The organism is Janthinobacterium sp. GW821-FHT03A03, assembly GCF_059421435.1.
In genome coordinates, this window is the sequence record NZ_JBWKUZ010000008.1 from 38,914 (window position 1) to 63,227 (window position 24,314).

The window sequence follows — 24,314 nt, forward strand, 5'->3', positions numbered from 1 at the left end:
CAAACCATTGTGAATAGGAACGGGGCCGCCGATGCCGTGGCGGAGAGAGCGCCTTGCCCGGCAAGTGATGCCGTAACTTTTTTGCATCTTTCGTGACGATGTGTGACTATGTTGCTGCCTATTTCGTGCACACTTTGCTGAATATCAAAATGGGAGCGTAGCCATGATCAGGTCGCCTAGCCTGTCGCCGCGATTGCCGAGGGGGCGCTTCCGGGGTTTCTCCTTGTTGCCGCTGGCTATCTCATTTGTCGTGCTGGTGTGCCTGTCGCTGCTGGCGCTGCAGTTATGGATGACCTTGCGCGCGCGGGAAGTGCAATTGCATGAAGCGGCCCGTGAAAGCGCCAACCTGGCGCAGGCTGTCGCCCAGCACGCTTATGACACGATCAAGGCGGCCGATACGGTACTGGTCGGCCTGGTGGAGCGGATGGAGGTTGACGGTACCTCCGAACCTGAACTGGCGCGTATGCATAAATTGCTGGCCGCCCGCGTAGCCGAGCTGCCGCAGCTGCATGGCATCTTCGTCTATGCCAGCGATGGCAGCTGGCTGGTGAACTCCCAGAAGACGCTGTTGAACCATCTGAACAATTCCGATCGGGAATATTTCAACTACCATCGAACGCATGGCGATCGCGGCCCTTATGTCGGCCCGCCCGTGCGCAGCAAATCGACGGGGGACTGGATAGTAACGGTATCGCGGCGTATCAATTTACCTGACGGCAGCTTCGGCGGCGTGGCGCTGGCGACCATCAATATGCGTTATTTCAGGCAGTTTTACGAACGCTTTTCAATAGGAGAAAAAGGCGCCATTTTTATTGCAAATGGCAATGGCATTCTTTTATTGCGAAGGCCGTTTGATGAAAGCATGCTGGGGCGCGATCTTTCGCAGTTTCCCTTATTTCATGATTATTTGCCCAAAAGTCCCGTTGGCACCGCCGTGTTCAGGTCGCGCGTCGATGGCGTGACGCGCATCAACAGCTATCGACGAATCAGCGAATACCCGCTGGTGGTCTCTGCCGCCTTGTCACAGGATGAAGTCCTCGCTGCGTGGCGTCTCGATACGGTGCTGCAGAACGCCGTGGGCGGGGTAATGGTGCTGCTGATTGCATTCATCGGTTACCGCATGGTGCGGCAAATCGGGTTGCGGGTAAAAAGCGAGGCGGGACTGGTCGAGGCGCGCAACGAACTGGAATTGATCAATGAAACCCTGGCCCGGCTTGCCAGCCAGGATGGATTGACGGGGCTGGCAAACCGGCGCCACTTCGACCAGACGCTGCTCGCCGAATTCAGTCGTGCTCAGCGTGAAGGCAACCCGCTTGGGCTGGTGTTGATCGATGTCGACTTCTTCAAGCAATACAACGACCTGTATGGCCATGTGGCCGGCGACGAGTGCCTGAGAAAGATCGGCAAAGTGGTGGCCTACAGCATGCGCCGGCCCGGCGACCTTGCGGCGCGCTACGGTGGCGAGGAAATGGTCATTTTGTTGCCCGGTACGGATTTACCGGGCGCATTGGTGGTGGCGGAAAGCATACGCCATGCCGTGCAATCGCTGGGCATCGACCATCGGGGCAGTCCCCCGGGCGTGGTGACGGTCAGTGTCGGCGTGGCGGCTTTTATACCGTCGCATCTGGAAAACCAGCCAGTCGAGCTCATCGAACTCGCTGACCTGGCATTGTATGACGCCAAGTCGTCCGGGAGAAACCAGGTCTGCCATGCCTCTTCCTGCGAGAGTGCGGGGCGGGCTGCGAGTGTATTTGCATTTCGCTAGCCATCATTGACGGTTGACGCGGCTGCGCCTGCCTTGTCCTGCGTGGCGCGTGCGCCTGCCTGATCCATGTACAATCGGCAATATCCGGATCGACGTGTCCGCCCCTTCATCGCGGAGTGCGCGCCAGCGTGATACCGACATTGCACACCTGCTTATTTGCCTAGCGCGAAGCCTTGACATGCGTGGGCCTGGGATTGCGCGATGCGCGCCATGCCGGGCTGTGGTGGCGTTCCGCGCTGTGGTGCATGGCGGTCGTCGCGCTGTGGCTGGGATTGTACGGCTATTTCGGCCGATTCTTTGTCGAGCTGAGCGCCGTGCTGGCGCAGGTGTCCGTCACCGGCTTGCTGGGCCTGGGCGTGATGGATGGCGTCGGGCCCCTGGCCAACGGGCCTGCCACGCTCTCGCAGATGGGCAATATCGCCGGCAGCCTGGGCAGCGCCGCCCAAGCCCTGTTGTCGATCGGCCAGATCGCCCTGGCGTTGCTGGCGCTGGCCACCTTGTTCTATGTCATGGTCTTTATCGTCGGCGCCATCGGCACGGCGCGCTTGCCGCTGCGCTGGCTCCTGCTGGAACGCGCAAGGACGGTGGCGGCGCGCCGCTATGCCGGCTGGCAGGCGCCAACCGGCCTGGAGCTGTCCGCCGCGCGCCCTGCCTGGTGGCGGCGCCTGTTGCTGCCGCTCTCCCTGCTGATCCCCGTATGGGCCATGTGCGTGCTGATTTCGTACTTGCTTGCCTGGAACGTCCAGGCGATCTACGGCGCGGCGGCCGAAGAGGTGCTCAGCGTGGAACAGCAAGCGGCGCTGCGCCGCGCACAGCGCCCGGCGATCTTTGCGCTGGGACTGCTGCTGTGTTTGCTGATGTTGATACCGGTCGTCAATTTATTGCTGCCCGCCCTGCTGTGCGGCAGCGTCTGCCATCTGCAGCGCCGCGGCTGGCGTGCTGCGGACACATCAATCAAAGTGGCGTGAACAAAGAGTGAACAAGGAGTGAACATGAGTGAACACGCAAGAGGCGGCACGCTGGAGCGCGCCATTCAAATCGCCGCCGCCACGCATGCGGGCCAGACGGACAAGGGGGGCGCGCCCTATATACTCCACCCCTTGCGCGTCATGCTGCGCGTCGCCCCCGGCGCCGAGCAGATCGTCGCCGTGCTGCATGACGTGGTGGAAGACAGCGACGGCAAAGTCACCTTCGACGACCTGGCGCGCGCAGGATTTTCCCAGGACGTCATCGACGGCGTGCGCGCCGTGACCAAGGTCGAGGGCGAGTCGTACGAGGCTTTCATCGCCCGCGCGGCCCTGGACCCGCTCGGCAAGGCCGTCAAGCTGGCTGACCTGGCGGAAAACAGCGACTTGTCGAGGATAGGGGAGCCGAGGCCAAAGGATCTGGAGAGGATAGAGAAATATCGGCGGGCGATCGGGTATTTAAGGGGGGATATTTCTTAATTTTAAGATGGTGCGGCGCATCCTTGCGCTGGCTCAAGGCCATGGCTACAAGCGGCGGCAACGCCCGCATACATTTTCCGTAACGCTAGGATGTTTGATACTCCGCAATGACCAGAAATGCATAGTGGAAAAATTGTCGAATGTGCATGTTCCTTTGCGAACGTGCCGGGATTCTCTGGCAAAATGCATGCAATCAACCCGCAACGGCAGCTGTCGGCTGCGGATTCAATCGACAACCTTTTTAAACTGAGCATGCTGGAGATACCGAAGCTAATAGAGCCCGCCTTTCGAGAGGCCGGCTGGAACGGACCGAAGAGTCTAGCCCCGCCAGGCAAGACGCCAGCGTCTGCCTATGCCATCGCCAATCAAATAGTTGATGAGTTCGGAGGGTTGACTGTAGGCACATGTGGTTCAGGAACAGAAATGGCATCGAGCGACGTGCGCTTTTACGAGCATCTTCGTTGCGGTCTGTTTCAAGCTTGGGCAGAACACATTGGCGAGGTTGTCGCATTTGCATCAGCCCACCATGAGCACATGATCTTGTCAGTCGGTACTGACGGGACCTATTATGTATTTACCGATCCTGACGGTCAGCTATACCAAGGTCCGCAGAATTTCGGAGAGCTGATGCGTCGTTTGCTTTGCGGCTATTCATACGGCGCCACAATTTCAAAGGACGCATACCAGGTCTAAGTCAGCATCCGCCCGGGGGGGCGGAAGCGGGCGGAACCGATTAGGGTTCTGAATCGCCGCCAGTAGCGTAAGACTGCGATTTTCAGCGCGGGAATTTATACCGTACCAGCAGCATAGGTCCTTTGCCGCCGGTTGGCGTCAGCAGTATCTCGTCACCCGGCTGCATCTCCTCGTACATCACCGTGCAACAGGTCGGCATCGAGTGGCCGCGCGCGGGATAAACGCCAACGTCGGTGTGCAGGGTCGCAGCGCGTACGTCCACGCTGGCCTTGCCGGTCTTTCCTGCTTCTTGCAGCAGCTTGCGCAGTGCGGTGACGAAGTCCCCTTTGCTGAGTCTGGCAGGTGCCTGGGTTGCTTGCGGGCGAGCAGTTACGTCGTTTTTCATGCAGTTTCCTTCAATGTATACATTCCCGCCACTATATCATTGGCCCCTGATGGAGCGAGGAGCGAGGGGCAGGCTCGGCATTCGCACACAGCCTGAGCCGCTAAGGTTGTCGTTAGGAAAAACCGCCTGCGGCGCAAGAGCTAGCCGGAAGAATCGGAGAGGGTTGCGCTTGCAAGCGCAACCCGGTGTTGCGGCGCCGAGTTGCGCTCGCCGAAGTCCCGCAAAACCCCCGCGCCCGTTCCGGACGCGCATGCGCTGCCCGCGTTCTGCATGCATGGAATAAATAAAAAGGGCCTCCCCGCCAAAACGGGGAAGCCCTTTTCATTTATTCAGTGGTGGAGACGGCGGGAATCGAACCCGCGTCCGCAAGCACTCTACAGACAGTTCTACATACTTAGCACTATCATTTAATTTAACTCAGCCAGCACGGATGTGCACGTTATGGGCAAGCGAGTTACCTATTATTTAGTCGGACGCTAAGTAACCCAGCATACGACGAGTCCCTGTAAATGACTCTAGAGCTTTTGACGGCCCACCCCAGGGACGAGGTGTTCTAGAGCTAACAGCGATTAAGCTGCCAGTGCGTACGAGTTATCGTTTGCAGTTAAGTTTTTTCTGGTTGTATTTACGAGGTAGCCAGCCCTCGGTATGCCCTGCGCTGCTTTGCAACCCACGTCGAAACCAGGTCGTCCCCACAGAACCTTCATTGTAGCGCAAACTTCACACTCTTGCATGATGCATTCGCGATAAGGAACGAGGCAATGGCACCGAAGTCGTCATACTTGAGTCTTGGCCCATAAAGCAAAGTGCTGGCGGCAGACCCCAGGTTTTCGTTGTTGGCCTGGGCAGGTGTTTGCGGCCGCATTAGTCTGCAAGACAAGTTTTCAGGCGGCCAGCTGCCGCTCCTGCGCCGCCTTCACCACGCCGGTCACCAGTTCCAGCAACGCTTGCGGCGTGTCCAGCAAATGGTCGGCGTTCCAGTGCTGCGGCTCGACGGGGCCGCAGTAGCCCCAGGCGCAGGCCACCGTGCGCATGCCGGCGGCGCGGCCGGCCTGGATGTCGCGCAGGTCGTCGCCCACGTACCAGCAGTCCTGCGGGGCCAGGTCCAGGCGGCGCGCCGCTTCCAGCAGGGGAGCGGGGTGCGGTTTCGGGTGCGCCATGGTGTCGCCCGAGATCACGCAGCCGGCCGCGCCCAGGCCGATCTGGCCCACCAGCGGGTCCGTGAAGCGGGCGGCCTTGTTGGTGACGACGCCCCAGGCCAGGCCCAGGCTGTTCAAGCCGTCGAGTAGAAGGGGGATGCCGTCGAACAAGCGGCTTTCCACGGCCAGGGCCGCTTCATAGTTGTTCAGGAAGCCGTCCTTCAGGGCTTCATAGCCGCTTTCACCCGGGTGGACGCCATACGACGCGCCTATCATGCCGCGCGCGCCGGCCGAGGCCGTGGGGCGCAGCACTTCGTACGGGGTCGGCTCCAGGCCGGCGCGTGTGCGCAGCAGGTTGATGGCCGCCGCCAGGTCGGGCGCGGTATCGGCCAGGGTGCCGTCGAGGTCGAACAGGATGGCGCGCGGTGCTGGCAGGTGGTCAGTGGTCATGATGGCTGAGGTGGTGAAAGAGCATGAAAAATGGCGGCCGCAGCCGCCTTTTGTTACGCGCGTGGATTACAGGGGCCGGGTGCAGGCCACCAGGTAATTGACGCTGGTATCGCTATTAAGTGAGTAAATTTTGGTCAATGGATTGTAGCCCATGCCGCGCATGCTATTGACATCGAGGCCGGCGCTGCGTATGTATTGCGACAATTCGGCCGGGGTGATGAATTTGTCGTAGTCGTGCGTGCCTTTCGGCAGCAGGCGCAGCAGGTATTCGGCCCCCAGGATGGCAAACAGATAGGCTTTCGGGTTGCGGTTCAGGGTCGACAGGAAGACGTGGCCGCCCGGTTTTACCAGCGCCGCGCAAGCCTTGACGATGGCGGCGGGGTCCGGCACGTGCTCGAGCATTTCCATGCAGGTGACGACGTCGTACTGGCCCGGCTCTTCATCGGCCATGGCTTCGGCGGCGATCAGCTTGTAGCGCACCTTGGCGCCCGATTCCAGGCTGTGCAGGTCGGCAACTTTCAAGGCCTTGTCGGACAGGTCGATGCCCGTCACGTCGGCGCCCTTGCGGGCCATCGATTCGGCCAGGATGCCGCCGCCGCAGCCGATGTCGATCACGCGCTTGCCGGCCAGCGGCACCTTCGCGTTGATCCATTCCAGGCGCAGGGGGTTAATTTCGTGCAGGGGACGAAACTCGGAAGTGGGGTCCCACCAGCGGTGGGCCAGCTCACTGAATTTTTGGATTTCAAGAGGGTCGGCGTTCATAGGTCGAATAATAGCGGCAATTTCACAATCGGGCAGCCACGGACGAAAAAAAACCCCGCCTGGGCGGGGTTTTTCATGCTGTCCTTGACTTGCGCGATGACTCGCGGCAAGTCCCAGGCCAGCGTTCAGCAATTACTTGTTGCGGGTACCAACAACTTCGATTTCCACGCGACGGTTTTTCGCACGGCCTTCGGCAGTTTTGTTGTCAGCAACAGGTTGCTTCTCGCCTTTGCCTTCGGTGTACACGCGGTTGCTTTCAACGCCTTTGGTGACCAGGTAGGCTTTGACAGCATCAGCACGACGTACCGACAGTTTTTGGTTGTAAGCATCGGTGCCGACGGAGTCGGTGTGACCCACAGCGATGATGACTTCCAGGTTGATGCCGCCCAGTTGTGCGGACAGCTCGTCCAGCTTGGCTTTGCCTTCTGGCTTCAGCGTAGCTTTGTCGAAATCGAAGAATGCATCAGCAGCGAAGCTGACTTTTTCCGAGGTAGGAGCAACGACGACTGGTACTGGCGCAACGACGACTGGTGCCGGTGCTGGCACTGCTGGCGGAGGTGGGGCCACGCATTTGCCGTCTTGCAGAGTTTCTGGCTCTACGCACAGGGGAACGTCGCAACCTGGCACCGCGTCAGCTGGTGTCCAGTAGCCGGTACGCCAGCACAGGCCGAATGGATCACGCACGATGACGCCGCGGGCATCTTGCACATAAGCGCTTTTTGGGCTTGGTGCTTTGATGTCAGTGGTAACTGGCGCGAACGGTGGGGAGGTTGGGGTTTGGGCCGAAGCCGAGCCAGCAATCACTGCGGATGCAGCGAAAAACAGCGTTACAAATTTATTCATTCTTTTTTCCTTTCGGGGGGTGATATCCGCAGAACAACACTGCGCTACTGGTGCTACGTGCCAAGATTTTATCATGTAGACCATATGCGCTCGTTTCAGATTGCGAAACTAGCAATTAACTTCCCAGTCATTTTGCCACACGCATCAGGGGCGCACGACCGTGGTTAAATCAAAGCTTGCCCGATTTTAGACCGCACGTTGTTTTTGCGCAACGAAAATGCTCATTTGTAACGCGTCTGTAACAAATGATCGCTTTTTTTGCCTCTTTTAAGGGCAGGCGACTTGAACTGGTATTGCCATTGTGCATTAACGACATGCCGGCGCGCACGCCTCCGGCGCAAAGTGGCAATCTTGCCGGTCTGGCCAATTTGTACAGGTAGCAGGGCGCGCATGCTAAAATCGTGCGCTTGACTGTCAATAGTGTGAAGCAAATGCCCGTGGCGGCGCTGCATCCACGACGACAGCCACCCAGGATATGCAGTATTGCGTCATACATTGCGTAACAGATAAGTTAACCACAGCCTGAGATCAGTCGAACCGCCAATGGATCAATTCGCAAAAGAAACAATTCCTATTTCCCTCGAAGAAGAGATGCGCAAGAGTTACCTCGATTACGCCATGAGCGTGATCGTCGGGCGCGCCTTGCCGGATGCGCGCGATGGCTTGAAGCCAGTGCACCGCCGCGTCTTGTTCGCGATGCATGAAATGAACAACGTGTGGAACCGCCCTTACGTCAAGTGCGCCCGCGTGGTCGGCGAAACCATGGGTAAGTACCATCCCCACGGCGACGCCTCGATCTACGACACCTTGGTGCGCATGGCGCAGGATTTCTCGCTGCGCTACATGCTCGTCGATGGCCAGGGTAACTTCGGTTCCGTCGACGGCGACGGCGCCGCGGCCATGCGTTACACCGAGTGCCGCCTGGACAAGATCGCCAGCGAGCTGCTGGCCGATATCGACAAGGACACCGTCGATTTCCAGCCCAACTACGACGGCAAGGAAAAGGAACCGACGGTCTTGCCGACGCGTATCCCGAACCTGCTGATCAACGGCTCGTCCGGCATCGCGGTCGGCATGGCGACGAACATTCCGCCACACAACATCACCGAAGTGATCGACGGCGCCCTGCACGTGCTGCGCAATCCGGACTGCACGATCGATGAATTGATCGAGATCATTCCGGCGCCCGATTTCCCGACCGCCGGCATCATCTACGGCGTGTCCGGCGTGCGCGATGGCTACCGTACGGGCCGCGGCCGCGTGGTCATGCGCGCCAAGACGCACTTCGAGGAATACGGCAAGGACGGCGGCCGCATCGCCATCATCGTCGACGAGCTGCCATTCCAGGTCAACAAGAAATCCTTGCTGGAACGCATCGCCGAAAACGTGCGCGACAAAAAGCTGGACGGCATTTCCGACATCCGCGACGAGTCCGACAAGTCGGGCATGCGCGTGGTGATCGAGCTGAAACGGGGCGAAGTGCCGGAAGTTGTGCTGAACAACCTGTACAAGCAGACCCAGCTGCAAGACACCTTCGGCATGAACATGGTGGCGCTGGTCGATGGCCAGCCGAAACTGCTGAACCTCAAGCAGATGCTGCAATGCTTCCTGTCGCACCGCCGCGAAGTGGTTACGCGCCGCACCGTGTTCGAACTGCGCAAGGCGCGCGAACGCGGCCACGTGCTCGAAGGCCTGGCAGTGGCGCTGGCCAACATCGATGACTTCATCGCCATCATCAAGGCCGCGCCGACGCCGCCGATCGCCAAGGTCGAGCTGATGGCCCGTCCATGGGATTCGTCCGTGGTGCGCGAAATGCTGGCCCGCACGGGCGACGGCACGACGCCGGGCGGCGTGGACGCCTACCGTCCGGAAAACCTGCCGAAGCACTATGGCATGCAGGCCGACGGCCTGTACAAGCTGTCGGACGACCAGGCGCAAGAGATCCTGCAGATGCGTCTGCAACGCCTGACGGGCCTGGAGCAGGACAAGATCGTCAACGAGTACAAGGAAGTCATGGCACACATCGCCGACTTGCTCGACATCCTGGCCAAGCCGGAGCGCGTCACCATCATCATCACCGATGAAATGAACGTGGCGAAGAACGAATACGGCGCCGGCAACAAGGACGTGCGCCGCTCGCAGATCGAGTTGAATGCGACCGACCTGGAAACGGAAGACCTGATCACGCCGCAGGACATGGTCGTGACCCTGTCGCACACCGGCTACATGAAGGCGCAGCCGATTTCCGAATACCGCGCGCAGAAGCGCGGCGGCCGCGGCAAGCAGGCCATGGCGACCAAAGAGGAAGACTGGATCGACCAGCTGTTCATCGCCAATACGCACGACTACATCCTGTGCTTCTCGGACCGTGGCCGCATGTACTGGCTGAAGGTGTGGGAAGTGCCGCAAGGCTCGCGCAATTCGCGCGGCAAGCCGATCGTCAACATGTTCCCGCTGCAGGACAACGAAAAGATCACCGTGATCCTGCCGCTGTCGGGCGAGAACCGCACCTTCCCGGAAGACCATTACGTGTTCATGTCGACCAGCCTCGGCACCGTGAAAAAGACGCCGCTGAAGGACTTCAGCAATCCGCGCAAGGCCGGCATCATCGCGGTCGACCTGGACGACGGCGACTTCCTGATCGGCGCCGCGCTGACGGACGGCCAGCACGACGTAATGCTGTTCTCCGATTCGGGCAAGGCAGTGCGCTTCGACGAAAACGACGTGCGTCCGATGGGCCGCACGGCGCGCGGCGTGCGCGGCATGAACCTGGAAGAGGGCCAGCACGTGATCGCCCTGCTGGTGGCCGAGAACGAGCAGCAGTCGGTGCTGACGGCCACGGAAAACGGCTATGGCAAGCGCACGCCGATTCTTGAGTACACGCGCCATGGACGTGGCACGAAAGGCATGATCGCCATCCAGACCAGCGAGCGCAACGGTAAAGTGGTTGCCGCGACCCTGGTCGACGCCAGCGATGAAATCATGCTGATCACCACCGGCGGCGTGTTGATCCGCACCCGCGTGTCGGAAATCCGCGAAATGGGCCGCGCGACGCAGGGCGTGACCCTGATCGCCGTGGAAGACGGCACCAAGCTGTCCGGCCTGCAGCGCGTGGTGGAGACGGATATCGACGAAGTCGAGCTGACGACGGAAGCGGGCACGGACGCCGCGCCGGCAGTGGCCGATCCGGTTGATCCGGCCCAGCCGGAGTAAGATGATTGGGGCTCTTTCGGGAGCCCCAATTGCTGTTGGCGTGCCAGTTGCGGCGCCAGCCTGCGTATCCCCAGGTAGTTTTCCCGCTTTTTGTAAAGTCCCGCATGCCATGAGAAAAATCGTCGCCACCTTCTTCGCCGCGTTTTCGCTGGCCTTTCTTGCCACCCTGCCGGCCCTGGCGCAGTCCGCGCAAGCGACGCCCGCCCGCCAGGCCGCGCCCAGCCCCGCCATGAAGGTGGCCGTGCGGCGCATGCTCGACGCGATGCAGTTCCCGCAGCTCACGCGCAGCATCTTCGACCAGATGCTGCAATCGGTGCCGGCCATGATACGCCAGTCGGCCCTGCAGCAAATCAGCAGCAACCCGAAGCTGGACGAACAGCGCAAGGCGCGCGCGCTGGCCAGCGCCGAGGAAGAAATCCCCGTCGCCATCGCCACCCTGACGCAGGTGCTGGCCGACCCGACCCTGATCGACGAGCTGGGCGCCGAAATGGTGCCCCTGTACGCGCGTTTTTATACGGTGCAGGAAGTCGACCAGCTGACGGTCTTCTACAAGACGCCGCTGGGCCGCAAGATGCTGGCCACCATGCCGCAGCTGTCGGCCGAGTCGATGGCCATCAGCCAGCGCGTGCTGATCCCGCGCGTGAACGCCGTGCTTGACCAGGTCATGCGGGCGGCCACGCAGCCGCCCCAATAACTCCATCTTATTAAGGACCGTATCGTGACCCATATCTACAACTTCTCCGCCGGCCCCGCCGTCCTGCCCAAGGAAGTGCTGGCGCAAGCGGCGGCCGAGATGCTGGACTGGCATGGCAGCGGCATGTCGGTGATGGAAATGAGCCACCGTGGTCCCGAATTCATTTCCATCTACAAGCAGGCCGTGGCCGACCTGCGCGAACTGCTGGCCGTGCCCGAGAACTACAAGATCCTGTTCCTGCAGGGCGGTGGCCTGGGCGAGAACGCCATCATTCCCATGAATCTGGTGGGCCTGGCCGCGCAGCAGCCGGCCACCATCGACTTCGTGCACACGGGCTCGTGGTCGGGCAAGTCGATCCAGGAAGCGGCCAAGTATGCCAACGTGAACGTGGCCGCGTCGTCCAAGGCCGCCCATTTCACGGGCGTGCCGCCCGTCGCCGAATGGCAGCTGACGCCCGGCGCCGCCTACCTGCATATCTGCACCAATGAAACCATCGATGGCGTGGAATTCCAGCAGGTGCCGGCCGTGCCGGCCGGCACCACCATCGTGGCCGACATGTCGTCGCATATTTTGTCGCGCGTTATTGACGTATCGCAATACGGCGTCATTTTTGGCGGCGCGCAGAAAAATATCGGCCCGGCCGGCCTGACTCTGGTCATCGTGCGCGAAGACTTGCTGGGCAAGGCGCTGCCGATCTGCCCGTCCGCTTTCGACTGGACCATCGTGGCCGAACATGAGTCGATGTACAACACGCCGCCCACGTACGGCATCTATATCGCCGGCCTGGTTTTCCAGTGGCTCAAACGCCAGGGTGGCGTGGCAGCCATGGAACAGCGTAATATTGACAAGGCGGCGCTGCTGTACGCAGCGCTCGATGCGGACGACTTCTACCAGAACCGGGTCGCCCCGCAATACCGCTCGCGCATGACCATCCCGTTCTATCTGCGCGACGAAAGCTTGAACGACGCATTCCTGGCCGGCGCCAAGCAGCGCGGCCTGCTGCAACTGAAGGGCCACAAGTCCGTCGGCGGCATGCGTGCATCGATCTATAACGCGATGCCGATCGAGGGCGTGCAAGCCCTGGTGAATTATCTGAACGAGTTTGCCGGACGCTGAGTCGCTTGACCGACCGCGCCGGCCCGCCGCCGGCGCAGGCCGCGCGGCAATGATTGAAGTACAGCTGACGAAACAAACCAACCATGACCGATAAATTGAAACCGCTGCGCGAACAGATCGATGCGATCGACGCGCAAATCCTCGAGCTGCTGAACCGCCGCGCGCAAATCGCCCAGCAAGTGGGCCACGTGAAGGCCGAAACGCAGGCGCCCGTGTTCCGCCCCGAGCGCGAGGCGCAGGTGCTGCGCGGCGTGACCGAGCGCAATCCCGGCCCCATGGGCGACCGCGAAGTGCAGACCATCTTCCGCGAAATCATGTCGTCCTGCCGCTCGCTGGAAAAGCGCGTGACTGTCGCCTACTTGGGCCCGGCCGGCACCTTCAGCGAACAGGCCGTGTACCAGCAGTTCGGCAGCGCCGTCGAAGGCTTGCCGTGCGCGTCCATCGACGAAGTATTCCGTTCCGCCGAGGCGGGAACGGCGGACTTCGGCGTGGTGCCGATCGAGAATTCCTCGGAAGGCGCCGTCAACCGCACCCTGGACATGATGCTGCAGACGAGCCTCATCATCAGCGGCGAGGTGGCGATTGCCGTGCACCACAGCCTGATGACGAAGAGCGGCAACATGGATGGCGTCACCGTCATCTGCGCCCATTCGCAGGCGCTGGCGCAGTGCCAGGTGTGGCTGAACCAGAATTATCCGCACATCGAGCGCCGCGCCGTGGCCTCGAACGCCGAGGCGGCCCGCTTGGCCGGCGAAGATGGCACGGTGGCGGCGATTGCCAGCGAACTGGCCGGCGCGCAGTACAAGCTGGGCGTGGTCAAGGGCCATATCCAGGACGATCCGCACAACCGCACGCGCTTTGCCGTCGTGGGCACCTTGCAGACGGCGCCGTCGGGCAAGGACCAGACCTCGCTGGTATTGGCCGTGCCGAACAAGGCGGGCGCCGTGTACCAGTTGCTGGCGCCGCTGGCGAAACACGGCGTGTCGATGACGCGCTTCGAGTCGCGCCCGGCGCGCATGGGCAGCTGGGAGTATTATTTCTATGTCGATGTGGAAGGTCACGTGCACGACTCTGCCGTCGCCCAGGCGCTTGCCGAGCTGCAAAGCAATGCGGCATTTTTCAAGGTGCTGGGGTCGTATCCTGTCAGTTTGTAACCCGGTAAAGGCCGGGATCGGACCCTCAGGGGCCGGTCCCAGTCATTGCTGTGGGGGTCACCAATCATTCACCAACTTTTAAAGAACACCATGTCTAAAAATATCGGTCCAGAATACGTCCGCGCCATCGCCCCTTATCAGAGCGGCAAACCGATCGCGGAAGTCGCGCGCGAATTCGGCCTCGACGAGGCAGCCATCGTCAAGCTGGCGTCGAATGAAAACCCGTACGGCATGCCGGAATCGGCCAAGCAGGCGATGATCGCCGCCATCGATGACCTGGGCCGCTACCCGGACGCCAACGGCTTCGACCTGAAGGCCGTGCTGTCGAAGCGCTATGACGTGCCGGCCGACTGGATCACCCTGGGCAACGGCAGCAACGACATCCTGGAAATCGCCGCGCACGCGTTTGTCGAGCACGGCCAGTCCGTCGTCTACTCGCAGTACTCGTTCGCCGTGTACGCGCTGGCCACGCAAGGCCTGGGCGCGCGCCACGTCGTCGTGCCGGCGCAAGCCTACGGCCACGACCTCGACGCCATGGCGGCGGCGATTGCCGACGACACGCGTCTGGTCTTCATCGCCAACCCGAACAACCCGACCGGCACCTTCCTGACGGCGGCGCAGCTCGAAGCCTTCCTGCAAAAAGTGCCGGCGCACGTCGTCGTCGTGCTCGACGAGGCCTACAATGAATTCCTCTCGGCCGACGAGCAGTACGAATCGACGGCGTGGGTGCGCCAGTATCCGAACCTGGTGGTGTCGCGCACCCTGTCGAAGGCGTATGGCCTGGCCGGCCTGCGCATCGGCTTCGCCATCGCCCAGCCGGTGCTGACGGACCTGATGAACCGCATCCGCCAGCCGTTCAACGTCAATTCGCTGGCGCAGGCCGCGGCGATTGCCGCCCTGAACGACAAGGCCTTCCTCGAGCAAAGCGCGCGCAACAACGCGGCCGGCTACCGGCAGTTTACAGAGGCGTTCGATGCACTGGGGCTGGAATACGTGCCGTCGCACGGCAATTTCGTGCTGGTGAAGGTGGGCGACGACGACGGCGCCGGGGCGAGAGTCAACCTGGCGCTGCTCAAGCAGGGCGTGATCGTGCGCCCGGTGGGCAGCTACGGCTTGCCGCAATGGCTGCGCATTTCCATCGGCCTGCCGCAGGAAAACGCCATCTTCATCGCCGCGCTGACGAAAGCGCTGGCCTGACGATATGACGACGCCTGCACTGAAGAAGGTCGTCATTTTCGGCGTGGGCCTGATCGGCGGCTCGTTCGCGCGCGCCTTGCGGCACGCCGGCGCCGTCGCCACGGTGGTCGGCATGGGCCGCTCGCCGGCCTCGATGGCGCGCGCGCTCGAACTGGGCATCATCGACGAAATCGGCGGCGACATGGCGCAAGCCATGGCGGGCGCCGACCTGGTGCTGGTCGCCGCGCCCGTGGCGCAGACGGGCGCCATCCTCGCATCCATCGCGCCGCACCTGCAGCCTGGCACCGTCGTGACCGACGCGGGCAGCACGAAAAGCGACGTGGTGGCGGCAGCGCGCGCGGCGTTGAAAGGCAAGGTGGCGCAATTCGTGCCCGGCCACCCGATCGCGGGGCGCGAGACGAATGGCCCCGACGCCGCCATCATTGATTTATATCAAGGCAAGAAAGTGGTGCTTACGCCGCTGGCGGAAAACGCCGCGTCCGACGTCGAGCGCGTGGCGGCCGCCTGGCGCGCCTGCGGCGCCATCCTGCACACCTTGAGCCCCGAAGAACATGACAAGGTATTTGCCGCCGTCAGCCATCTGCCGCATCTGCTGGCCTTTGCGCTGGTCGACGACATCGCCAACAAGCCGCACGCGGGCCTGCTGTTTCAATATGCGGCCAGCGGCTTTCGCGACTTTACGCGCATCGCCGGCTCATCGCCGGAAATGTGGCGCGACATCAGCCTGGCCAACCAGCCGGCGCTGCTGCACGAACTGGACGCCTACCTGGCGCAGTTGACGACCTTGCGCGCCCACCTGGCCGCCAGCGACGGCGCCGCCATCGAGGGCGTGTATGCGAACGCCCAGCACGCGCGGCAGCAATGGATAGAGGCGATCGAAACGGCGGAAGCGCCCGCGCCCACACAATAATTGAAGGATTCCAGCATGACCCAGATCAAGCACTACCCCCACCATGTCGATTTGAAGCCCGTGATGCACGTCGAGGGCACGGTGCGTCTGCCCGGCTCGAAGAGCATTTCCAACCGCGTGCTGCTGCTGGCCGCGCTGGCCAGGGGCACGACGAAGATCATCGACCTGCTCGCCTCCGACGACACCTTCGTCATGCTCACGGCCTTGACGTCGCTGGGCGTGAAATGGACGCAGGATGAATTGACGGGCGACCCGGCCACGGCGCACCAGGTGCACCATGTGGAAGGCTGCGGCGGCGTGTTTCCGCACCACGCGGCAGACCTGTTCATGGGCAACGCCGGCACGGCCATCCGTCCGCTGACGGCGGCGCTGGCCGTGATCGGCGGCGACTATACGCTGCACGGCGTGTCGCGCATGCACGAGCGCCCCATCGGCGACCTGGTCGACGCGCTCAACGCCGTCGGCACGCAGATCGAATACACGGGCGAGCAGGGCTTCCCGCCGCTGCGCATCCGCCGCGGCCACATCCACGCGCAGCGCATCGCCGTGCGCGGCAACGTGTCGAGCCAGTTTTTGACGGCCCTCTTGATGGTGGCGCCGCTGATGGCGCGCGACCATGCGGTGACCATCGACGTCACGGGCGAGCTGATCTCGAAGCCGTACATCGAAATCACCCTGAACCTGATGCGCCGCTTCGGCGTGACGGTCGAGCATGACGGCTGGCAGTCGTTCACCGTGCAGCCTGGCCAGCAATATCAAAGCCCGGGCACCATCCACGTGGAAGGCGACGCTTCGTCGGCGTCGTATTTCCTGGCGGCCGGCGCCATCGGCGGCGGCCCCGTGCGCGTGGAAGGCGTGGGGCGCGACAGCATCCAGGGCGACGTGCGCTTCGTCGAGGCCTTGCAGCAGATGGGCGCGACCATCACCATGGGCGAGAACTGGATCGAGGCCCGGTCGAACGGCGCGCTGAAGGCCGTCGACATGGACTTTAATCACATTCCCGACGCGGCCATGACGATCGCCGTGGCCGCGCTGTACGCGGACGGCACCTCCACCTTGCGCAATATCGCCAGCTGGCGGGTGAAGGAAACGGACCGCCTGGCTGCCATGGCGACGGAATTGCGCAAACTCGGCGCCGAAGTGGAAGAGGGCGCGGACTACCTGCGCGTGACGCCGCCGGCCGAAATCCAGGCAGCGACAATCGATACCTATGACGACCACCGCATGGCCATGTGCTTTTCGCTGGCCTCGCTGGACGGCGCCGCGCGCCGCGGCAACGAGATGCGCATCAACGACCCGAAATGCGTGGCCAAGACCTTCCCCGAGTATTTCGCCGCATTTGCGGGGATTGCCAAAGATACCTTAATTTAATTGATAAATAATACAATGCCGACTTCCACCATCCCAGTCATCGCCATCGACGGCCCTACCGCTTCCGGCAAGGGCACGGTGGCGCACCGCGTGGCCGACAAGCTGGGCTTTCATTACCTCGATTCGGGCGCGCTGTACCGCCTGACGGCGCTCACGGCCCTGCGCCGCGGCACCGACTTGCGCGACGAGCACGCGCTGGCCAAGCTGGCCGAGCATTTGCCCTGCCATTTCGCGGGCGGCGAGATCCTGCTGGCGCAGGAAAACGTCACCGAGCAGATCCGTGCCGAAGAAGTGGGCAATACGGCGTCAAAAATTGCCGTATTGCCAACTGTTCGCCATGCCCTCGTGGGTTTGCAGCTGGGTTTCCGCAAGACGCCGGGCCTGGTGGCCGACGGGCGCGACATGGGCACGGTGATCTTCCCGCACGCCCAGTTGAAGGTGTTCCTCACCGCCAGCGTCGAGGCGCGCGCGCAACGGCGCTACAAGCAATTGATAGACAAGGGTTTTTCTGCTAATATGGAAGACCTTCTGATGGATTTGCAGGCGCGGGACGAACGTGATACTCACCGTGCGATTGCGCCGCTGGTCCCCGCGGAAGGGGCGCATGTCCTCGATACGTCGGAAATGACGGCAGATGTTGCCGTTGAAACCGTGTTGAAATGGTATGCAGCTGTAGCAAAATAGCGTGCTGTTGTGCTATGTGGTGCCCGTTGACGGCTCCTGGCCTGTCCGGGTGTGTCAAAAACCTAACCCAGTTTAAGTCGCATCGTGCGATCTCTGCTGGATAACCTGTGTGAACCCTATGTCTACTGTTACAACTAACGAATCTACCGGTATGGAAAGTTTTGCTGCGCTCTTCGAGGAATCGTTGTCGCGTCAAGATATGCGCTCCGGCGAAGTTATTTCCGCTGAAGTCGTGCGCCTCGACCACAATTTCGTGATCGTCAACGCCGGCCTCAAATCCGAAGCATTCATCCCTGTCGAAGAATTCAAGAACGACCACGGCGAACTGGAAGTCAAAGTTGGTGACTTCGTTTCCGTGGCGATCGAATCGCTGGAAAACGGTTTCGGCGATACCATCCTGTCGCGCGATAAAGCCAAGCGTCTGGCTTCGTGGCTGGCTCTGGAAAAAGCGATGGAATCGGGCGAAATCGTCGTCGGTACCGTCAATGGTAAAGTCAAAGGCGGTCTGACCGTGTTGACCAACGGCATCCGCGCATTCCTGCCGGGCTCGCTGGTTGATACCCGTCCTGTCAAAGACACCACCCCATTCGAAGGCAAGACCCTCGAATTCAAGGTCATCAAACTGGACCGCAAGCGTAACAACGTGGTTCTGTCCCGCCGCGCCGTCATCGAAGCTTCGATGGGCGAAGAGCGTCAGAAGCTGATGGAAACGCTGAAAGAAGGCACGGTCGTGACCGGCGTCGTCAAAAATATCACCGACTACGGCGCGTTCGTGGATCTGGGCGGTATCGATGGCCTGCTGCACATCACCGACCTGGCATGGCGCCGTGTACGTCACCCGTCGGAAGTGTTGACGGTTGGCCAGGAAATCACCGCCAAGGTCCTGAAGTACGATCAAGAGAAAAACCGTGTTTCGCTGGGCGTGAAACAACTGGGCGACGATCCTTGGACCGGTCTGTCCCGTCGTTACCCACAAAGCACCCGTCTGTTCGGTAAAGTAACGAACCTGACCGACTACGGCGCGTTCGTTGAAGTGGAACAGGGTATCGAAGGTCTGGTACACGTTTCCGAAATGGACTGGACGAACAAAAACGTTGCTCCTAACAAAGTTGTCCAACTGGGCGACGAAGTAGAAGTCATGGTTCTGGAAATCGACGAAGAGCGTCGTCGTATTTCGCTGGGCATGAAACAGTGCAAAGCCAACCCATGGGATGACTTCGGTGTTACCCATAAGAAAGGTGACAAAGTCCGCGGCGCGATCAAATCGATCACCGACTTCGGCGTGTTCATCGGCCTGGCCGGCAACATCGACGGTCTGGTGCACCTGTCCGACCTGTCCTGGACCGAAACCGGCGAAGAAGCCGTGCGTCGCTTCAAGAAAGGTGACGAACTGGAAGCCATCGTTCTGGCCATCGACGTTGAGCGCGAGCGCGTTTCCCTGGGCGTCAAGCAACTGGAAGGTGACCCATTCAACAACTTCGCAGCCATGAACGACAAAGGCTCGCTGGTAACCGGCACCGTTAAATCGGTTGAGCCTAAAGGCGCCGTGATCCAACTGTCCGAAGAAGTTGAAGGCTACCTGCGCGCTTCCGAAATCTCGCGCGACCGCGTTGAAGATGCTGGTACGCACCTGAAAGTCGGCGACACCGTCGAAGCAATGGTGTTGAACATCGACCGCAAAGCCCGTGGTATCCAACTGTCGATCAAAGCGAAAGACAACGTTGAAACCCAGGAAGCCATGCAGAAGATGGCAGCTACCGACAACAACGCAGCTTCGGGCACCACCAGCCTGGGCGCCTTGTTGAAAGCTAAGTTCGATAACAAGAACTAAGACTTCGCGGATACTGGCAGATGACAAAGTCCGAGCTGATCAACCGCCTCGCTGAGCGTTATTCTCAGCTGGTGGCGAAAGATGCGGAGTATGCCGTCAAGACCATTCTCGATGCGATGACCAACGCCCTGGCGACCGGTCAACGTATCGAGATCCGCGGTTTTGGCAGTTTTGCCCTGAACAGCAGGCCCCCGCGCATCGGCCGCAACCCGAAATCCGGCGACAAGGTGATGGTGCCCGAAAAACGGGTACCCCACTTCAAGCCGGGCAAACAGTTGCGCGAACGGGTGGACGCGATGGTCGGGCAACCGATTATCGAGGATTAATCGTCTGCTGGAAGGCGAGACAAAGAGCGGCGTCCCTTGGATGCCGCTTTTTTTTGTTAATATGCTGTAGAGCACTGATCAAACCTGCTGCGCGTCGCGCTTTGCGGCCGGCGATGCTCACCGTACTCAAGTACGGTTGCGCTTCTCGGCCGCAAATCGCTGCCGCTCGCTACGGTTTGATCAGCGCTCTACGTTTGTGCCATGTGGCACGGGCATTTTTTTGTTCACTCTGGACCTATCGATGAAAATCATCTCCACCATCGTTGGCTGTGTTCTTTTCGTCCTGTTCTTCAGTTTTGCGCTGAAGAACGCGCAGGTTGTCGACCTGCATGTTTTCCTCAATTATGAAATTCGCGGCCCCCTGGTCCTGATGCTGCTGGGCTTTTTTGTCGCCGGCGCCAGTCTGGGCGTGCTGGCCCTGACGCCGACCGTGTTCCGTCACCGCCGCGAAGCGAGCAAGCAAAAAACCACCATTGCCGCGCTGCAGACCGTTGGCGTGCCCAGCATTGTTCAGCCGCAACCGGACAGCGTGAGCGCGCAGTAAGCGCCGCCGTCGCTCCTATCTCTCTTACTCGAATAAAAATAATCGCATGGATTTTGAACTCTGGTGGCTCTTGGGTATCCCGGTGTTTTTCGCGCTGGGCTGGATCGCCGCGCGTGTTGACATTCATCAACTGGTGTCCGAATCGCGCAGCCTGCCGCGCAATTACTTCAAGGGCTTGAATTTCCTGCTCAACGAACAGCACGACAAGGCCATCGACGCCTTCATCGAAGTCGTCAAGCTGGACCCGGAATCGGCCGATATGCATTTTGCGTTGGGTAACCTGTTCCGCCGCCGTGGCGAGACGGAGCGCGCCATCCGCGTGCACCAGAACTTGCTGGCGCGCCCGGACTTGCCGCTGGAACAGCAGGGCCACGCCGCCTATGAACTGGGCATGGATTACCTGAAGGCGGGCTTGCTGGACCGCGCCGAGGAAACCTTCAACAGCCTGATCGACACGCAATACGCGGCCCAGGCGCGCCGCGCGCTGCTGGAAATCTACCAGCGCGAAAAGGAGTGGCCGCGCGCCATCGAAGCGGCCGTGGGCCTGCAGGAATCGGGCGCCGGAGCGCGCCAGAAGGAAATCGCCCAGTTCTATTGCGAACTGGCGCATGACGCCCTCGTGCACATGAAGCCGGACGAAGCCATGCCGCTGCTGGAAAAAGCCCTGCAGACGGACCGCAAGAGCGTGCGCGCCACCATCCTGACGGGCGACGTGCTGCTGGCGCGCGGCGACGTGGAAGGGGCGCTGACCACCTGGCGTCGCGTCGAGCAGCAAAGCGTGCCGCACGTGGCCCTGGTGGCCCAGCGCCTGATGGACGGGTACACCAAGTTGAGCCGTCCGCAGGAAGGCGTCAACCTGCTGCGTTCCTACCTGGAAGAAGCGTCGTCGATCGACCTGATCGAAGTCGTCTTCAAGGCCGTCATCGAGCTCGATGGCGTGGAAGCGGCGAAACAGCTGGTCAGCGCCGAGCTGCGCCGCACGCCGACCCTGCTGGGCCTCGACAAGCTGCTGGAAGCACGCATGATGGATGCGCCAGCCGCCATCTGGTCCGAGCTGTCGATGGTGAAAAACCTCGTCCACGGCTATACGCAGAAGCTGGCGCGCTACCAGTGCAGCCACTGCGGCTTCAAGGCGCGCCAGTTCTACTGGCATTGCCCGGGCTGCAACAAGTGGGAAACGTATCCACCGCGCCGCACAGAAGAGCTCAACGTCATGAACTAGTCGTGCCCACCACAGGACCCATGGCTGCGTTGCAGCGCCTCGCCGTACTATTCGTACTGTCTTCGGCGCCGCGCCTTGCCCTGAACCCTGTGCTGTGCACTTGCAGGTCAGAAATATATATTACAAATACGGCACAACCATGAAAATCACCATTATCGGCACGGGCTATGTTGGCCTCGTGACCGGCGCCTGCCTGGCGGAGCTGGGCAACGACGTCTTTTGCCTCGACCTCGACGCACAGAAGATAGACCTGCTCAACAGCGGCGGCATCCCCATCCATGAACCGGGCCTGGAAGAAGTCGTCGCGCGCAACCGCGCCGCCGGGCGCATGACCTTTTCCACCGACGTCGAAGCGGCCGCCGCCCACGGCGTGATGCAATTCATCGCCGTCGGCACGCCGCCCGATGAAGACGGCTCGGCCGACCTGCAATACGTGCTGGCCGCCGCGCGCGGCATCGGCAAGTACATGACTGAGTTCAAGGTCATCGTCGACAAGTCGACCGTGCCCGTCGGCACGGCCGAAAAAGTGCGCGCCGCCATCCAGGGCGAACTCGATGCGCGCGGCGTGGCCACCACGTTCTCGGTGGCGTCGAACCCGGAGTTTCTCAAGGAGGGCGCGGCTGTCGAAGACTTCATGCGTCCCGACCGCATCGTCATCGGCGTCGACGCCACGCCGGACGGCGAGCGCGCGCGCGAATTGCTGAAAAGCCTGTACGCGCCGTTCAACCGCAACCACGAGCGCACCTACTGGATGGATGTGCGCTCGGCCGAATTCACGAAATACGCGGCCAACGCCATGCTGGCCACGCGCATTTCCTTCATGAATGAACTGGCGAACCTGGCCGACAAGGTGGGCGTCGATATCGAGGCCGTGCGCCACGGCATCGGCTCGGACCCGCGCATCGGCCACAGCTTCCTGTACGCCGGTTGCGGCTACGGCGGCTCCTGCTTCCCGAAAGACGTGCAGGCGCTCGAGCGCACGGCGCGCGGCCACGGCCAGGAATTGCTGATCCTGCGCGCTGTCGAAGCCGTCAATGACAAGCAGAAGATGGTGCTGGGCGGCAAAGTGGTCACTCGCTTCGGCGAAGACCTGACGGGCCGGCATTTTGCCGTGTGGGGACTGGCGTTCAAGCCGAACACGGACGACATGCGCGAAGCGTCGGCCCGCGTCCTGCTGGCCGACTTGCTGGGACGGGGCGCCACGGTGGCCGTGTACGACCCCGTCGCCATGGCCGAGGCGCGCCGCGTGCTGCAGCTGGACCTGACGCCGGCGCAATTGGCGAAGGTGCGCTTTGCCGACAGCCCGAAGGATGCGCTGACGGACGCCGACGCGCTGGTCATCGTGACCGAATGGAAAGCCTTCCGCAGCCCCGACTTCGAGCAGGTCAAGGCGCGCCTGAAGCAGGCCGTGATCTTTGACGGCCGTAACCTGTTCGAACCGGCCGTCATGGCCGAGGCGGGCATTGAATACCACGGGATCGGCCGCTCGATCCTGACGCGCGCATGAGCGCCCGCGACATGACGGCGATTGCCGCCCTGGCCCAGGTGCAACTGCTGGTGGTGGGGGACGTGATGCTGGACCGCTACTGGTTCGGCGATGTCAGCCGCATTTCGCCGGAAGCGCCCGTGCCCATCGTGCGCATCGAAAAGCGCGAGGAGCGCCTGGGCGGCGCGGCCAACGTGGCGCGCAACGCGGCCGCGCTGGGCGCGAAGACCAGCTTGCTGGGCGTGGTGGGCGACGACGAGGCCGGCAGCCAGGTCGAGCGCCTGCTCGAGGGCAGCGGCATCCACAGCTATCTGCAGCGCGATGCGGCCATTTCCACCATCATCAAGCTGCGCGTGATCGGCCGCCAGCAACAGATGCTGCGCATCGATTTCGAGGATGCGCCCAGCGACACGGTGCTGCGCGACAAGCTGGCGCAGTTTAACGCCCTCTTGCCTAATTACAACGTGGTGATCCTGTCCGATTACGCCAAGGGCAGCCTGGTGAACGTGGCCGAGATGATCAAGGCCGCCCGCGCCGCCGGCAAGATCGTCATGGTCGACCCGAAAGGCGACGATTTCAGCCGTTATGCGGGAGCGTCAGTGCTCACTCCGAACAAGGCGGAACTGCGCCGCGTGATCGGCAGCTGGAGCACGGAAGAGCAGCTTACGGAGCGCGCCCAGCAGATGCGCGCGCAACTGGGCCTGGACGCCTTGCTGCTGACCCGCTCGGAAGAGGGCATGAGCCTGTACACGGCTGACGAAGTGCTGCACATGCCCACCGATGCGCGCGAAGTGTTCGACGTCTCGGGCGCCGGCGACACGGTGATCGCCACCATGGCGGCCATGCTGGGCGCCGGCATGAACCTGGGCGATGCCGTGCGCACGGCCAACCGCGCCGGCGGCATCGTCGTCGGCAAGCTGGGCACGGCGACCGTCACCCGCGAAGAGCTGTTCCCCCAGTAATTTGTTGCAATGCCTGCGCCGCAGCGTTTGATCTGGCGCAGGCTTTTCCCCCGTTCCCCTGTCCCGTCTTGTCAACCGTATCACGCCACAGCCGTTAAAGCCGTTAAGGCGCTGCTTCTCCC

General features: G+C 61.7%; 22 protein-coding genes and 1 other RNA gene. 18 read left to right on the forward strand and 5 right to left on the reverse strand.

Annotated elements, in window-relative coordinates; all coding sequences use genetic code 11:
• Positions 1 to 163: 163 nt before the first annotated feature.
• The 4 genes from AC07VI_RS16600 (at position 164) to AC07VI_RS16615 (ending at position 3,903) form a co-directional block, all read left to right on the forward strand.
• Positions 164 to 1,765, forward strand: coding sequence for a sensor domain-containing diguanylate cyclase (locus AC07VI_RS16600; RefSeq protein WP_086146299.1), 1,602 nt, complete (start codon positions 164 to 166; stop codon positions 1,763 to 1,765).
• Positions 1,766 to 1,938: 173 nt separating this feature from the next.
• Positions 1,939 to 2,733 (forward strand): hypothetical protein, encoded by a 795-nt coding sequence (locus tag AC07VI_RS16605; RefSeq protein ID WP_492992887.1) that lies wholly within the window; start codon positions 1,939 to 1,941, stop codon positions 2,731 to 2,733.
• Between the two features lie 24 nt (positions 2,734 to 2,757).
• Positions 2,758 to 3,210 (forward strand): HD domain-containing protein, encoded by a 453-nt coding sequence (locus AC07VI_RS16610; protein ID WP_086146297.1) that lies wholly within the window; start codon positions 2,758 to 2,760, stop codon positions 3,208 to 3,210.
• Positions 3,211 to 3,327: 117 nt separating this feature from the next.
• Positions 3,328 to 3,903, forward strand: coding sequence for an SUKH-3 domain-containing protein (locus AC07VI_RS16615; protein ID WP_143450653.1), 576 nt, complete (start codon positions 3,328 to 3,330; stop codon positions 3,901 to 3,903).
• An 82-nt stretch (positions 3,904 to 3,985) separates the two neighbouring features.
• On the opposite strand, the gene AC07VI_RS16620 is transcribed toward AC07VI_RS16615, so the two are convergent.
• The 5 genes from AC07VI_RS16620 to ompA all read right to left on the reverse strand — a co-directional run bounded on the left by AC07VI_RS16620 (position 3,986) and on the right by ompA (position 7,482).
• Positions 3,986 to 4,288: an HNH endonuclease gene (locus AC07VI_RS16620; protein ID WP_086146295.1), complete on the reverse strand. Its 303-nt coding sequence runs from the start codon at positions 4,286 to 4,288 to the stop codon at positions 3,986 to 3,988.
• Positions 4,289 to 4,621: 333 nt separating this feature from the next.
• Positions 4,622 to 4,982: a transfer-messenger RNA gene (gene ssrA, locus AC07VI_RS16625) on the reverse strand.
• Between the two features lie 190 nt (positions 4,983 to 5,172).
• Positions 5,173 to 5,877, reverse strand: coding sequence for an HAD family hydrolase (locus tag AC07VI_RS16630; protein WP_099374640.1), 705 nt, complete (start codon positions 5,875 to 5,877; stop codon positions 5,173 to 5,175).
• A gap of 66 nt (positions 5,878 to 5,943) precedes the next feature.
• Positions 5,944 to 6,639, reverse strand: coding sequence for a bifunctional 2-polyprenyl-6-hydroxyphenol methylase/3-demethylubiquinol 3-O-methyltransferase UbiG (gene ubiG, locus AC07VI_RS16635; protein ID WP_086146293.1), 696 nt, complete (start codon positions 6,637 to 6,639; stop codon positions 5,944 to 5,946).
• 132 nt (positions 6,640 to 6,771) lie between these two features.
• Entirely contained in the window at positions 6,772 to 7,482 is a 711-nt protein-coding gene (gene ompA, locus AC07VI_RS16640) for an outer membrane protein OmpA (protein ID WP_086146292.1), read from the reverse strand.
• A gap of 543 nt (positions 7,483 to 8,025) precedes the next feature.
• Between ompA and gyrA the strand changes: the two genes are divergently transcribed.
• From gyrA to rfaE1, 14 genes are all read left to right on the forward strand, one after another.
• Positions 8,026 to 10,695, forward strand: a complete 2,670-nt coding sequence (gyrA, locus tag AC07VI_RS16645) for a DNA gyrase subunit A (protein WP_086146291.1) — start codon at positions 8,026 to 8,028, stop codon at positions 10,693 to 10,695.
• Between the two features lie 109 nt (positions 10,696 to 10,804).
• Entirely contained in the window at positions 10,805 to 11,389 is a 585-nt protein-coding gene (locus tag AC07VI_RS16650) for a DUF2059 domain-containing protein (protein ID WP_492992892.1), read from the forward strand.
• Positions 11,390 to 11,413: 24 nt separating this feature from the next.
• Complete coding sequence (serC, locus tag AC07VI_RS16655; RefSeq protein ID WP_086146289.1) at positions 11,414 to 12,505, forward strand: 3-phosphoserine/phosphohydroxythreonine transaminase; 1,092 nt, start codon at positions 11,414 to 11,416, stop codon at positions 12,503 to 12,505.
• A gap of 83 nt (positions 12,506 to 12,588) precedes the next feature.
• Positions 12,589 to 13,659 carry a prephenate dehydratase gene (pheA, locus tag AC07VI_RS16660; protein WP_492992893.1) on the forward strand — a complete coding sequence of 357 codons (1,071 nt, stop codon included), beginning with the start codon at positions 12,589 to 12,591 and terminating at the stop codon, positions 13,657 to 13,659.
• A gap of 90 nt (positions 13,660 to 13,749) precedes the next feature.
• Positions 13,750 to 14,856 (forward strand): histidinol-phosphate transaminase, encoded by a 1,107-nt coding sequence (gene hisC, locus AC07VI_RS16665; protein ID WP_086146287.1) that lies wholly within the window; start codon positions 13,750 to 13,752, stop codon positions 14,854 to 14,856.
• Positions 14,857 to 14,860: 4 nt separating this feature from the next.
• Positions 14,861 to 15,766, forward strand: a complete 906-nt coding sequence (locus AC07VI_RS16670; protein WP_172404771.1) for a prephenate dehydrogenase — start codon at positions 14,861 to 14,863, stop codon at positions 15,764 to 15,766.
• A 15-nt stretch (positions 15,767 to 15,781) separates the two neighbouring features.
• Positions 15,782 to 17,137: a 3-phosphoshikimate 1-carboxyvinyltransferase gene (aroA, locus tag AC07VI_RS16675; RefSeq protein ID WP_086146286.1), complete on the forward strand. Its 1,356-nt coding sequence runs from the start codon at positions 15,782 to 15,784 to the stop codon at positions 17,135 to 17,137.
• Positions 17,138 to 17,152: 15 nt separating this feature from the next.
• Positions 17,153 to 17,821, forward strand: coding sequence for a (d)CMP kinase (gene cmk, locus AC07VI_RS16680; protein WP_086146285.1), 669 nt, complete (start codon positions 17,153 to 17,155; stop codon positions 17,819 to 17,821).
• Positions 17,822 to 17,939: 118 nt separating this feature from the next.
• Positions 17,940 to 19,652 carry a 30S ribosomal protein S1 gene (gene rpsA, locus AC07VI_RS16685; protein WP_071650172.1) on the forward strand — a complete coding sequence of 571 codons (1,713 nt, stop codon included), beginning with the start codon at positions 17,940 to 17,942 and terminating at the stop codon, positions 19,650 to 19,652.
• A 20-nt stretch (positions 19,653 to 19,672) separates the two neighbouring features.
• The gene (locus AC07VI_RS16690) at positions 19,673 to 19,978 is read left to right on the forward strand and encodes an integration host factor subunit beta (RefSeq protein WP_008446215.1); all 306 of its coding nucleotides are present in this window, start codon (positions 19,673 to 19,675) and stop codon (positions 19,976 to 19,978) included.
• Positions 19,979 to 20,219: 241 nt separating this feature from the next.
• Positions 20,220 to 20,522: a LapA family protein gene (locus AC07VI_RS16695; RefSeq protein ID WP_492992897.1), complete on the forward strand. Its 303-nt coding sequence runs from the start codon at positions 20,220 to 20,222 to the stop codon at positions 20,520 to 20,522.
• Between the two features lie 46 nt (positions 20,523 to 20,568).
• Positions 20,569 to 21,744 (forward strand): lipopolysaccharide assembly protein LapB, encoded by a 1,176-nt coding sequence (gene lapB / locus AC07VI_RS16700; protein ID WP_086146284.1) that lies wholly within the window; start codon positions 20,569 to 20,571, stop codon positions 21,742 to 21,744.
• 139 nt (positions 21,745 to 21,883) lie between these two features.
• Entirely contained in the window at positions 21,884 to 23,251 is a 1,368-nt protein-coding gene (locus tag AC07VI_RS16705; RefSeq protein ID WP_086146283.1) for a UDP-glucose dehydrogenase family protein, read from the forward strand.
• Positions 23,248 to 24,192: a D-glycero-beta-D-manno-heptose-7-phosphate kinase gene (gene rfaE1, locus AC07VI_RS16710; protein ID WP_086146282.1), complete on the forward strand. Its 945-nt coding sequence runs from the start codon at positions 23,248 to 23,250 to the stop codon at positions 24,190 to 24,192. Before AC07VI_RS16705 ends, rfaE1 begins: the two co-directional genes overlap by 4 nt.
• The last annotated feature ends 122 nt before the right edge of the window (positions 24,193 to 24,314 follow it).